This window comes from Chitinophaga sp. Ak27 (assembly GCF_012726295.1).
Taxonomy (GTDB): Bacteria; Bacteroidota; Bacteroidia; order Chitinophagales; family Chitinophagaceae; genus Chitinophaga.
Genome location: NZ_JABAOB010000001.1, coordinates 1353863 through 1367189 on the forward strand (window position 1 = coordinate 1353863; position 13327 = coordinate 1367189).

The window sequence follows — 13327 nt, forward strand, 5'->3', positions numbered from 1 at the left end:
ATAGTAAAATACGCCCATAAGGGAATAAACGATCTTAATATGCTCTTGCGAACAACACCCTTTCTTTAGAAGGTTTACCGGTCAGGATACAGGTACCTGCTTCTTGCGGGTTATTCAGCGGGATGCAGCGAATGGTCGCTTTCGTACGGTCTTTGATCTGTTCTTCTGTTTCGGCGGTACCGTCCCAGTGAGCAGATACAAAGCCACCTTTTTCATCCAGCACTTTCACCAGTTCATCGAAGGTATCTACCCGGGTAATGTGGCTGTCGCGGTAGGCTTTAGCCTTATCAAAGAGATTGAGTTGTATTTCGTCGAGCAGGTCTTTGATGCGGGCTGGTAGTCCGTCGAGCGACATGCTCATTTTTTCTTTTGTATCCCTGCGGGCAACTTCCACGCTATTATTTTCAAGATCCCTTGCACCGATGGCGATACGAACGGGAACGCCCTTCATTTCATATTCTGCGAATTTCCATCCTGGGCGGGAATTGTCGGAGTCGTCGTATTTCACGATGATACCGGCGTTTCTCAGTTCTTTCACGATGACGTTTACCTTTTCATCGAGCCCTGCTTTCTGATCTGCTCCTTTATAGATAGGCACAATCACTACCTGTATAGGTGCTATTTTAGGTGGCAGCACTAGTCCTTCATCATCGCTGTGTACCATAATGAGTGCGCCGATGAGGCGGGTGGATACGCCCCAGGAGGTAGCCCATACGTGTTCCAGTTTATTTTCTTTATTGGAAAACTGTACATCGAAGGCTTTGGCGAAGTTTTGCCCCAGGAAGTGGGAGGTACCGGCCTGTAGGGCTTTACCATCCTGCATGAGGGCTTCCACGCAATAGGTTTCTACTGCGCCGGCAAATCTCTCGCTGGGTGACTTCACGCCACGGATGACGGGTACAGCCATAAAGTTTTCTGCAAAGTCGGCGTATACGTCGAGCATCTGTTCTGTTTCCGCGATAGCTTCTTCCGCGGTAGCGTGGGCGGTGTGGCCTTCCTGCCAGAGGAATTCTGCGGTGCGGAGAAACAGGCGGGTGCGCATCTCCCAGCGAACTACGTTGGCCCATTGGTTAATGAGTAATGGCAGATCACGGTAAGATTGAATCCAGTCTTTATAAGTATTCCAGATAATAGTTTCGGACGTGGGTCGAACGATGAGTTCTTCTTCCAGCTTAGCTTCGGGGTCAACGATGACGCCGCCGCCGTTTGGATCATTTTTGAGGCGATAGTGTGTTACTACTGCGCATTCCTTTGCGAAGCCTTCTACGTGGGCGGCTTCTTTACTTAAAAAGCTTTTGGGGATGAACAGCGGAAAATATGCGTTCTGGTGGCCGGTTTCCTTGAATTTGCGATCCAGTACGTCGCGCATTGCTTCCCATAATGCAAAGCCGTATGGTTTAATCACCATACATCCCCGCACGGCAGAGTAGTCTGCCAGTCCGCCTTTCAATACCAGGTCGTTGTACCATTTTGAATAGTCTTCCGAGCGGGCTGTAATCTCTTTACTCATAAAAATTATACCTTATTTATATATCGTTTATTTTAAACCAATTACGCATCAATTTATCCTGTCAAAAATAAGTTCTCCAGCCGGGCAATAAAGGCTGAATTGGCTTAGTTTTTGTCGAATTTTACGTAAGAAGAAAATGCCACAAACATAGATGAAAAACATAACTGTGCAAACAGTTATCAGAAAATATTATATAGTCGTCTGTGTTATTGTAACTTTCTGACTATTAAATCCGTTTAAAAGAAGTAAATTTACTACACGAATCACGCTTAAAATATATTTCAAATGAAGCCTATATTATACATGGGACTGGCAGCATCGCTCACATTGGGGGCGTGTTCCAGCACATATAAAACGGCTCAGACACCGGATGATGTTTATTATTCTCCGCGTCAGCAGCAGCAGGGCTCCTATGCCTCCAACAATGGATCCAGCGGCAACAGCCGCCAGGATGAGAATGATGGTACTTATGTAGAAGGTGTACAGGATGAAGGTACCTATGTGACCTATGACGATGACCAGGGCGATTACCAGCGTCGTTTAAACAGATTTGGCAGCAGTGGCAGCAGCTATTCCGGGGGTTACTGGGATGGGTACAATGCAGCTTCCAACCTGTATTTCGGCAGTTATGGTATGGGCTGGGGCAGCGGATTTGGCTGGGGTTACAGTCCATATAGCAGCTTCTATGGTCCTTCTCTGAGCCTGGGCTTAGGCTGGGGCTGGGGCGGCGGTTACTATAGCCCATGGGGCAGCAGTTTCTATGGTGGTTGGGGTTATCCTTACATTGGTAGTTACTGGCCTTCTTACTACTATGGTGGCTACCCTTATTATGGTGGTGGCTATTGGGGTCATGGCGGTGGATACTGGGGACATGGTGGTGGTTATTACACCAGCCGTCCTTCTAATTCCTACGGCCCGGTAAGATCCAGCGGCGAAAGAATTCCAAGGGCCAGCTATACCAGCGGTGGCGGTGTGGTAGGCGGCAGCGGTAACGGTGGTTATTCCCGTCCTTCCCGCAGCGGTACTTTGCAACCGGTGAATGGCAATGGTAACGGTGGTTATGTAAACCCATCAGGTGACAGACCGCGCAGAGTTTTCCAACAGAGCAGCTCTGAAAGACCTGTTATTTCCCGCCCTTCCGGCAGCTATAACAATTATCCTAGCAATAATAACGGTGGTGGTAATTATTCCCGTCCGCAGCGCGTAGAATACAGCAGACCTGCACCGAGTCAGCCGAGCTACTCTCCTCCTTCCGGTGGTAGTGGTCGTGTTGGCGGCGGCGGAGGTGGTGGCAACTCCGGCGGTGGCGGAGGCGGTGGTTACAGCCGTCCTTCCAGAGGGGGCCGTTAATTAAAAACATTGACAAGATAAGCGTAGCCTAAAAACCTACGCTTATTTTTTATCTCCATACAAGGTTTTGCCTATATAACCGTTATACAGACTGCAGTACGTGCTAGCAACTACAGCGTTTACCTGCAAGCAAATCTCATTTTTTAAGACCACAGATCATGATTAAAAGACTTTATCCTCTTTTAGGCGGCTTGTTTATTTCTGCAACAGCCCTGGCACAGAGTTCCAACGATGCATTGCTTTATTCGCCCTTACAACCTCATGGTACCGCCAGAACCCAGGCGTTAGGCGGAGCAGGCGTTGGCCTGGGAGGAGATTATTCATCCGCCCACATTAACCCGGCAGGTATTGCCGTATTTAAAACAGGAGAATTCTTGATTTCCGGAGCCGTTAATATCAATAACAATACATCTACCTGGTTACCTAATCCGAATGGAGATAAGACAACCGGCAACCGGAGCAATTTCCAGGTGCCCAATATCGGGGTAATCTTTGCCACTAACAAAAACAGCGGCCGCAGTACCTGGAACAACATCACTTTTTCACTGGGTATGGACCGCCTGGCCAACTATAATAACCAAATTGCTATTGCAGGAAGGAATACCAATTCCTCTTATTCCGATTCCTGGGTAGATGATATTTTCAGCGGCAACAAAGCTACCCAGGCCCTGGGTACTGATCTGGGCTTCAGCACCGGCCTGATTGCCGACTTCCAGCCAACGGGCGGGGGTAATAAAGAACCGATGAGCTTAGCTTCTCCAAAAAGACAAATTGGGAACCTGCCATCCGTTGACCAGCGCGGTATGCTGAAAACAGAAGGTGGTTTGAACGAATATGTTTTTGCTATTGGCGGGAACTATGGCGATCGCCTGTACATTGGCGCCAGCCTGAACCTGCCCAGCATCAACTACAAGGAATCCCTCACCTGGTCAGAAGATGATGTGAGCAAAAATCCCAACAACAACTTTTCTTATTTTGATTATTACAAGAACCTGAAACGTACCGGTTTGGGTATTGGCGGTAAGGTGGGTATTCTCTATAAAGTAACCGACCGTTTCAGAGTAGGCGGTACTTTTGTGACACCAACCTTCTACTCGCTTCATGACGCCATCACTTCTGAACTTTATTCTGATGTAGAAGATGGAAAAAAAGAAGTGAGCGCATTCTCTGTTGATCAAACTAATGGTTATGCCGTAGAAAGTGATTACAACTTTACTGCTCCACTGCGTGCAGCTGCCGGGGCATCTTACTTCTTCGGTAACCTGCAGGATGCACGCAGCACACAAGGTTTTATCACGGCTGATTATGAGTTTGTAAACCAGGCCAGTGGTAAATTCCGGATGAGTGATGATAAAGGCACCCAGAACCTGTTAAACAATAATATCAACGCTATTTACCGCTCTACTTCCAATTTACGTGCAGGTGCAGAACTGAAATTCATGTCGATGTACGCGGTAAGAGCCGGCTTTGCCTGGTATGCCAACCCATACAGCAATGATGCTTACAATGCCGGCATAGATGCTTCCCGCAAAGTATATAGCGGTGGTATCGGTTTCCGCAACAAGGGTTTTTATGCCGATGCTACTTATAGCTATACACAGGGCAACGACAGGTACCAGCCTTATACAGTGTATGAAGCGTCACTCAGTCCAAAGGCAGCCAGCCTGGATTATACACGGAGCAATATTATGCTGACCATCGGGTTTAAATTCTAAGCAAGTTATTTCCTGATAAATTAAAAGGTCGGGGTAGTATATCCGGACCTTTTAATTTATCTGAAGTTTGACGTTATTCCATTTTTAAGCTCTTTACGGGGTTTTCGGTAGCTGCACGGATGGTTTGATAACTTACCGTCAATATGGTAATACCCAAAATGGCACCGCCTGCCAACAGGAACACGCCTGGTCCCAGTTGAATATGCCAGGCAAAGCTGTTCAGCCAGCGGTCCATGCAATACCAGGCGAGTGGTAATCCAATCAACACCGCCAGGAGTACGGCACGCAGCAGCTCTTTGGATAGCATCATCACGATATTGGCCACCGTAGCGCCTAACACCTTGCGGATGCTGACCTCCTTGCGTTTACTTTCTGCTGTGAACATGGCCAGGCCAAACAATCCCAGGCAGGAAATCAATACCGCCAGCCCGGTGAAGTACCGGGAAAGCGCCGCCACTCTATTTTCCGCGACATATTGCGCCTGGTAATCCTCATTCAGGAATTTGTAATCGAAGATAAATCCTGGATTGTATGACTGGTAGAAAGCAGCCAGTTTATCGAGCACCGCTTTTGTTTGCCCTCCTTTTATTTTTACCATTACCGTACTGTTGTGAAAGTCGAGCGTGAAAAACTGGGGCTTGATTGTTTCGTGCAGCGACTGGAAGTGGAAATCTTTCACTACTCCTATAATCGTGGTGGTAATACCATTGAACGAGATAACTTTTCCTACCGGATCAGTGATACCCATGGCTTTGATAGCCGCTTCATTAAAGATGATATTAAAGCTATCCGTGCCGAAGTTGCGGGAAAACGGCCGGCCAGCCGCCATTTCCAGGCCCAGCGTTTCAATCATATCGTAATTAACCTGGACTGGACGATAGAGAATCGTTTTATCTATACCTCTTCCCTTCCAGTTATAACCCATAGAAGGCGCTCCCAGCAGGTTGCCTACCATGCCGGATGCATTTACCACGCCGGGGATTTTCTTTACAGCTGCTAAAAAGGCAGGCATGCCTTCTTTGGCAACTTTGCCTTCCGCATCGAAATATACCACATTGTCTTTATCGTAGCCCGGCTTTTTGGACTGTATATAAGCGATTTGCCGACAGATGGTAATCACTGCCACCATGAAAAGTACGGAGAGCGTAAACTGAAATACCACGAGGCCTTTCCGGGCGAGCAGCTGTCCTGTTGCGCCGGGGAGCTTTCCTTTCAATACCGTGAGTGGATTGAATCCTGAGAGATATAAAGCGGGGTAACTTCCCGCCAATAAACCGGTAAAGAAGGTGATACCCAGTATAGACAGCACCATGCCTGGTGTAGGAGTCAGTGATAATGTTTTGCCGGTAACAAGGTTGAATTGTGGCAACAGCAGGGCTACCAGCAAGAGGGCAATAAGAAGCGCGATGAAAGTCATCATCATAGACTCACCCAGGTACTGGAAGATCAGGGTAGCGCGGTTGGCGCCAATAGTTTTACGGATACCCATTTCTTTCATTCTGTCGGAAGCCCGGGCAGTAGAGAGATTAACGAAGTTGATGCCTGCAATCAGCAGGATAAAAAGTGCGATGAGCGAAAATAATCTTACGTAGCTGATCCTCCCTCCTACCGATACGCCATTTTCGAAATCGCCGTAGAGGTAGTTGTTGCTGTAACGTTGGAGAAACAGCTGTCGCGGCGTGCCGGCACCACGGGTAATGCTGGTCATATATTGGCTCAGCTTTGCATTGAACGCAGGTACATTGATACCTTCTTTAGTGACCAGGTATGTGAGAAAAGGACCTTGCGGGTCCATTTGCGTAATATTCATGATATCTTTGAACGCATCGAAGGGTAGTATAAAATCGAATTGCGCCGAGGAATTAGCAGGCATGTTTTTCAGGACACCGGTAACAATGCTGTTTTTTTTAATGACATCGAACTGCCAGTTGATAGTTTTCCCCACTGCATTTGCTGCATTGTGAAAGAGTGTCTGGGCGAGTTTTTCAGAAATAACGATGCCGTTTTTATCCTGCAATACCTGTTGTGCATTTCCCTGTAACAGTGGATAGGAGAAAACGCGGAGATAATCTTTCCCTGCGAAAATGCCACCGGCTTTGCTGTTTTGTTTACCGGCAGCCATTATTGCTTTAGGGAACCAGGACGGGGGCGTACTTACCGCTGCATATGCAACTTCCGGCATGGTGGCAACAAGCGTTTCCGCTAACATGGCCGGTGTTTCCCCGGAGGTAACGATGCCTTTTTCATGTGGTTTATTTTCCATTACCTGGAACAGGTGCTGGTCGTGCTGGTGAAAGCGATCGAATGTCAGCTCATCGTGTATCCACAAATATATCAAAAACGTACAGGCGAGACCGGTAGAGAGGCCTGCCAGGTTGAGCGTAGTAAAGCGCTTGTTCTTGGTGAGCTGGCGCCAGGCAATTTTCAGGTAGTTTTTAATCATAAGCGGCTCATTTATCCCCTGTGAGGGAGTGGGTTGGAAAGCGGAGCAGCGAACGGAGTGCCATGATTACATCTCTATAAAAGTAAATTATTTATACATACAAAATAAATAAACAGTGTCCACTTTTGATACAGTAATTGTTCACAAATGTAAGGTTATAGCTGTTGTTGTATCCAGGTAACAATATCTTTCACCTGGCGGGGATCGAACCATTGGAAGGCGGCATCTTTCCTGAACCAGGTGAGTTGCCTTTTGGCGTATTGACGGGTATGTGTTTTGATATCGTTGATGGCCTGATCGAGGGAAATGTGTCCATCGAGGAACTGGAATACTTCCTGGTATCCAACCGTGCGGAGTGCGTTGTGTTCGCGGTAGGGGGTTACCGACCGTACTTCTTCCACGAGGCCGGCGTGGATCATTTGGTCTACGCGGTAATGGATGTTGTGGTGTAGTTGTTCTTTAGGGAGGGTGATTCCTATTTTGATAATACGGAAATCGCGGGGTGTACGGTTGGCGGTGCGGAAGGTGGTAATAGATTTTCCGGTAGCGTTGAGCACTTCCAGGGCGCGGATGAGGCGCTGTGGGTTCTGGGTTTCCGCAATGGCATAGAAGTCCGGATCTCTTTCCTGGAGTTGTTGCTGGAGCCAGGCAATGCCGTGTTGCACAAATTGGTCGTTGAGATGGGTGCGTATGCCCGGGGGAATAGCGGGCATATCGTCTATTCCTTCGGCGAAGGCCCTGATATAGAGGCCGGTGCCGCCGCACATAATAGCCACGTCGTTCTGTTGGAATATTTCCCGGGTGTACCCGAGGGAGAGTTTTTCGTAGATGCCGGCGTTGATATCTTCTTTTATGCTGTGGGAATTGATGAAATAGTGTGGAGCGGCCTCCAGTTCTTCAGGAGAGGGCTTTGCAGTGCCGACGGTAATTTCGCGGTAGCACTGCCGGGAGTCGGCAGAGATCACGGCGGTATTGAACAGTTGTGCCAGCTGTATGGACAAGGCTGTTTTACCGGAGGCAGTGGGTCCTGCGATGACGATAACCGTTTTTTGCATATCTGATGAGCTGAAAAGTGGACGGAGTTTTGAGCAGATGGCAGGTAGCACAATGGCTGTTGGCATCTTCCCAAAACTCCGTTGTATCGTATTGGATAAATTAACTAGAAATTACTTTCTTCTTCTGCGCCGAATTCTTCGCTATCGCCGCCCATGGCATCGCTTTCTTCTCCTTCTTCTCCGAAGCCATCGGCGTCCATACCTTCTTTGTTGAGGTCATATTTTTCCTCCATTTCCACGAGTTTGTCACCTACGAGACCTTTGGTACCATATTGGCTGGGCGCGAGGCCTTCTTTACGTACGCAGGCGGGGTAGGTAATTTTGCTGTTTTCGTCTTTGGAAACGCCGATCAGTTCTACGAGGAAAGACCAGTTTTTAGCGAAATCGTAGAGGTAAATAAATTTCTGGTTTGGATCTTTTACGGCGGCGGCGATCATGGTATCGGCCATGAGCAAGGGTTCCGCTTTGCGGGGCTGGTTATCCAGTTCGAGGATAATTTCACGGCCGCGTTGCCAGTTATCATTGCTACGGAAAAAAGTAGCTTTATGTTTTGAGTCAAATTCGAATGCCTGCAAAATAGCTTGGTGAAATACTAAAAACGTCTGATTCGGCTTAATGGCAATGTCTCTGTAGACACTTTCATCTTCTTCCCAGTAAACTCTGAATTTCAAAACCGGCATGACAAAAAGGTTATATGTTAGATAATGTTTAAACAGGCCGCAGTGAGCGGTAGCCCCTATGCTGATGATTAGTTGTTATTATGGTTACGTAAAATTACCAATTTTATTTAACAGGGGTGAGATTCAATTCACCGGCTTTCTCCAATAAAAAAGCGTATGCTGCTTCGTACGTATTGGGGATATGGCCATCCAGGATAGCTTCTCTGATGGCATTTTTGAGATCACCTACTATTCTTCCGGGTTTCAGGCCGAAAGTTTCCATGATCATTTCACCGGTTACAGGAGGCTGCCAGTTGCGGATTTTGTCGCTTTCTTCCACTTCTTTGAGGCGTTTGCGCACCAGTTCAAAATTTTCCAGGTAACGTTTTACCTTGGCCCTGTTTTTTGAGGTGATATCTGCTTCGCAGAGCATCATGAGACTTTCGATATCATCGCCGGCATCGAACAGCAATCTGCGGATAGCCGAGTCTGTTATATTCTCTTTGGTGAGGCTGATAGGCCTGAGATGGAGTTCTACCAGTTTTTTCACCAGTTTCATTTTATCGCCCAGCGGTAGCTTAAGCCGGGTAAAGATACGGGTGACCATCTTCCCTCCCACCGCATCGTGGCCGTGAAATGTCCAGCCGTGGCCTGGTTCAAATTTCTTGGTAGCAGGCTTACCGATATCGTGTAGCAGTGCGGCCCATCTCAGCCAGAGGTCGCGGGTATTTTCCGAGATATTATCTACGACCTGCAAGGTATGATAAAAATTATCTTTATGCCCTTTTCCTTCGTACATCTCTACTCCCACCATATCGATCATTTGCGGGAAAATAATTTTGAGCAGGCCGGATTTATATAATAAGTCAAGGCCCACAGATGGTTTTGGGGAGAGCATGATCTTATTAAACTCATCGGTAATTCTTTCCTGGGAGATGATGCGGATACGTTCTGCATTGCTACGGATAGCGGTGAAGGCGTTTTCATCGATGGTAAACTGCAGCTGGGATGCGAAGCGGATGGCTCTCATCATGCGCAGGGGGTCATCGCTGAAAGTTTGTTCAGGCGGCAGGGGTGTGCGGATCAGTTTTCTTTCGAGGTCGGCTAATCCTTCAAACGGATCGAGCAGGGTGCCATAATCTATATCTCTAAGGCTGATGGCCATTGCGTTGATCGTAAAATCGCGTCGGTTCTGGTCGTCCTGCAGGGTGCCTGCACTCACTTCCGGGTTACGTGATTCCTGGCGGTAGCTTTCTTTACGGGCGCCTACAAATTCAATTTCGAAGTCGTTCCACTTTACCTGGGCGGTGCCATAGGTTTTGAAGAAGCTAACGGGGATATTATCGCCGAGGCTTTGTCCGACTTTATGTGCGAGGGTGATCCCATCACCTACGCACACGATGTCCATATCTTTAGTTTTCCTTCCCAACAGTTTGTCCCGCACAAAGCCCCCGATCAGATAGGCGGGTACGCCCAGTTCGTGGGCGGCCAAGGCTATCTTTTCCAGCACTTTTCTTTCCTGCAGGGAGCAGGGTATATCTAACGGTTTGCTGCTGATCATATAAATATATTCCTGTTAAGTTTGTTCCTTTCGCTGAAACCAGGGCGCAAATGTAATAAATAAACAATTTAATCCCGGATTATGGCGATAGAACCGTCTTTGTTTATCCGGATAATCCTGGACGGCGTAGCGGGTTCCGTATCTTCCTGGCGGTATTTTACGACGTAATCTACTCCATTCCGGATTTCTTCCGACACTTCCTTAAAAGAAGCGGGGGAAGGGGCTCCGCTGATATTGGCAGAGGTGGATACCAATGGTTTACGCAGTCTTTTAATCAGGTGGCGGCAGAAAGGATCTTTCACGATGCGGATAGCTACGCTGCCGTCTTCGCTGATAACGTTGGGCGCCAAGCCCAGGGCGCCTTCATAGATCACCGTGGTAGGGCGTGTAAAGCTTCCGATGATGTCGGCGATATCTGGCAGGGGGTTGGCGCTGTAATGCAGCAGATCGCGCACATCGGCCAGGAGGATTACCAGGCTTTTACTTTCACGGCGTTTCTTCAGGGTAAATACTTTTTTCACCGCCGCTTCATCCGTCGCATCGCAGCCAATCCCCCAGATGGTGTCGGTGGGATAAAGGATTAGTCCGCCGCTGCGCAGCACCGGCATGGCCGCGTTGATATCGTCTTCAAACATTTTATCCGTTGTTATTTATTAGTTATTTATTAGTTATTTATTTTTTTATAGACTTCCATCATGGCGGCTGCACATTTTTCCGGTGTAAACTGTTGCGCATGCTGCCAGCCTTTTTCCCGCATTTCCGCTACCAGCTGTGGACTGCCAGCCACCTCCTTCATGGCTTCTGCAATCGTTGCAGGGTCGAGTGGATTTACGTACAGGGCGGCATCGCCGGCAGTTTCCGCAAAACAGGAGCCATGGGACGTAATAACGGGAGTACGACTCCACAACGCCTCCAGGATGGGAATACCGAATCCTTCGAATATGGAAGGATAAATCAGCGCCACCGCGCCCTGGTAGAGCAGCGGCAGCTCTTCATTCCGGAGCCTTGCCTTTTCATTGAGAAAAACCACCTGGCTGGTAAGTCCGTGGGCTTCCAGGAAACTTTTCACCTTCTTCTTATAGCCGCTGCCACTACCCAATACCACCAGCGGAATATCGAGCGTTCCTTTTAGTGTATTCATGGCCGTTACAATGCCGAGCAGGTTTTTCCGTTCGATTAACGAGCCTACATAAAGAAAATATTGGGACGGTAGCTGGTATTTAGCCACCATGGCGGCTATATCAGCAGCGCTATGCGTTTCCGCAAAGGCCGGATCACAGCTTTGGTACACCACATCAATTTTTTCCGCGGGAGTATGATAATAAGTGATCAGGTCTTGTTTGGTTTGTTCGCTGATAGCCACCACCCTATCGGCATAGCGGCAAGCATACTTTGCCTTGCGACGGTAAGTGAGTACGTCGATCGGGTTATATTGTTCCGGGTATCTTTCGAAAATCAGGTCGTGCATAGTCACTACCGCGCGGATACCGCTTTTATGAATCCCAAAGGGCAGCTCATGGCTGAGTCCATGAAAGATATTGATATGATAGCGCAACAGGTCTTTCACAATGAAGCGGCTGCGCCAGGCGGATTTAAGCCAGCGGTGCAGGGCGTGTGCCGGTGTCACCACTTTCAGGGCCGGCATATTACGCAGGTCGTACATCGTTGTTTGCTTAGGTGCAAACAGGAACCAGTCCTCCCCCGGGAAATCCTTTACCAGTGAAGATATTAACGTGCGGCTGTAGTTGCCGAGACCTGTATTGTTCTGGAATGCCCGTTTGGCGTCGAATCCTATTTTCATATAGTGCTATCAGACGAAAACGCGAAATTACGAATTACAGATGGCGATTTACGTATATCTGATAAGATTTCCCGAATTCCCCCTTCCTGATTCGTAATTTTATTTTTTACGTATTATGTTTGCGGAAAATAAAAAAAGATGGAATTACAACAACAAATACTGGCTGCCTGGGCTGATCGCAGCCTCTTACAGGAAACCTCCTATACAGATGCGGTGAAAGCAGTGATAGAAGCAGTAGATAAGGGACATCTGAGAGTAGCTGAGCCTACAGCTAATGGCTGGCAGGTAAACGAATGGGTGAAACAAGCCATTTTACTGTATTTTTCTATACAACCCATGGAAACAATGGAACTACCTCCATTTGAGTTCTATGATAAAATGAGATTAAAATCTAATTATAAAGACCTGGGCGTAAGAGTAGTGCCTCATGCGATTGCACGCTATGGCGCTTACATCGCTAAAGGTTGTATCCTGATGCCTTCTTATGTAAACATCGGCGCCTTTGTAGACGAAGGTACCATGGTGGATACCTGGGCAACAGTGGGCTCCTGCGCACAGATTGGCAAACACGTGCACCTCAGCGGTGGCGTAGGCATTGGCGGTGTACTGGAACCCCTGCAAGCCAGCCCGGTAATCATTGAAGATGGCTGTTTCGTAGGCTCCCGTTGCATCGTAGTAGAAGGCGTAGTGGTAGAAAAAGAAGCGGTATTGGGCGCCAACGTAGTGCTGACACAGTCTACCAAGATCATTGATGTCAGCGGCAGCGAGCCAATTGAGTACAAAGGCCGGGTACCAGCACGCAGCGTAGTGATTCCGGGTACCTATACCAAGAAGTTCCCAGCAGGCGAATACCAGGTATCGTGCGCATTGATTATTGGCCAGCGTAAAGCTTCCACTGATCTGAAAACCAGTCTGAATGACACTTTACGTGAATTCAACGTGGCGGTATAAATCATTTTATTATTATAGGGGATCGCGCGGTGGGGATGACCTGCTGCGCGATTTCTTTTTTGCCGGTTTGGAAAAAAATTTGGCAGATTTAAAAAAACGTGTACTTTTGCAATCCCTTAACGGGGACACTGCGATGCCCAGATGGCGAAATTGGTAGACGCACTGTGTTCAGGTCGCAGCGCTCGCAAGGGTGTGCTGGTTCGAATCCAGTTCTGGGCACGTCAAAAGGTTGTAAGTCATTGATTTACAACCTTTTTTGTTTTTAGTCAATTCCGTTTTCCT

At 47.9% G+C, this 13327-nt stretch carries 10 protein-coding genes and 1 tRNA gene; 4 read left to right on the forward strand and 7 right to left on the reverse strand.

Going from position 1 to position 13327, the window contains the following annotated elements; genetic code table 11:
* Positions 1 to 34: 34 nt before the first annotated feature.
* On the reverse strand, positions 35 to 1510 hold the full coding sequence (proS, locus tag HGH90_RS05270) for a proline--tRNA ligase (RefSeq protein ID WP_168763974.1): 1476 nt from the start codon (positions 1508 to 1510) through the stop codon (positions 35 to 37).
* Positions 1511 to 1795: 285 nt separating this feature from the next.
* On the opposite strand from proS, the gene HGH90_RS05275 reads away from it, so the two are divergent.
* Positions 1796 to 2860 carry a hypothetical protein gene (locus HGH90_RS05275; protein WP_169190540.1) on the forward strand — a complete coding sequence of 355 codons (1065 nt, stop codon included), beginning with the start codon at positions 1796 to 1798 and terminating at the stop codon, positions 2858 to 2860.
* 158 nt (positions 2861 to 3018) lie between these two features.
* Entirely contained in the window at positions 3019 to 4575 is a 1557-nt protein-coding gene (locus HGH90_RS05280) for an OmpP1/FadL family transporter (protein WP_169190541.1), read from the forward strand.
* Between the two features lie 73 nt (positions 4576 to 4648).
* Here the strand turns inward: HGH90_RS05280 and HGH90_RS05285 are convergent, their stop codons facing one another.
* The 6 genes from HGH90_RS05285 to HGH90_RS05310 all read right to left on the reverse strand — a co-directional run bounded on the left by HGH90_RS05285 (position 4649) and on the right by HGH90_RS05310 (position 12094).
* Positions 4649 to 7018, reverse strand: coding sequence for an ABC transporter permease (locus tag HGH90_RS05285; RefSeq protein WP_169190542.1), 2370 nt, complete (start codon positions 7016 to 7018; stop codon positions 4649 to 4651).
* A 155-nt stretch (positions 7019 to 7173) separates the two neighbouring features.
* Positions 7174 to 8073 carry a tRNA (adenosine(37)-N6)-dimethylallyltransferase MiaA gene (gene miaA / locus HGH90_RS05290; RefSeq protein WP_169190543.1) on the reverse strand — a complete coding sequence of 300 codons (900 nt, stop codon included), beginning with the start codon at positions 8071 to 8073 and terminating at the stop codon, positions 7174 to 7176.
* A 104-nt stretch (positions 8074 to 8177) separates the two neighbouring features.
* A complete protein-coding gene (locus HGH90_RS05295) occupies positions 8178 to 8753 on the reverse strand; it encodes a plasmid pRiA4b ORF-3 family protein (protein ID WP_168763978.1) in 576 nt (191 codons plus the stop codon).
* A 103-nt stretch (positions 8754 to 8856) separates the two neighbouring features.
* A complete protein-coding gene (locus HGH90_RS05300) occupies positions 8857 to 10293 on the reverse strand; it encodes a CCA tRNA nucleotidyltransferase (protein ID WP_169190544.1) in 1437 nt (478 codons plus the stop codon).
* A 68-nt stretch (positions 10294 to 10361) separates the two neighbouring features.
* Positions 10362 to 10928, reverse strand: a complete 567-nt coding sequence (locus tag HGH90_RS05305; protein ID WP_169190545.1) for an L-threonylcarbamoyladenylate synthase — start codon at positions 10926 to 10928, stop codon at positions 10362 to 10364.
* Positions 10929 to 10957: 29 nt separating this feature from the next.
* Positions 10958 to 12094, reverse strand: coding sequence for a glycosyltransferase family 4 protein (locus HGH90_RS05310; RefSeq protein WP_169190546.1), 1137 nt, complete (start codon positions 12092 to 12094; stop codon positions 10958 to 10960).
* Positions 12095 to 12232: 138 nt separating this feature from the next.
* Here HGH90_RS05310 and HGH90_RS05315 point away from each other — a divergent pair, with 138 nt between their 5' ends.
* Positions 12233 to 13045, forward strand: a complete 813-nt coding sequence (locus HGH90_RS05315; protein WP_145667933.1) for a 2,3,4,5-tetrahydropyridine-2,6-dicarboxylate N-succinyltransferase — start codon at positions 12233 to 12235, stop codon at positions 13043 to 13045.
* Positions 13046 to 13180: 135 nt separating this feature from the next.
* A tRNA-Leu gene (locus HGH90_RS05320) sits at positions 13181 to 13264 on the forward strand.
* The last annotated feature ends 63 nt before the right edge of the window (positions 13265 to 13327 follow it).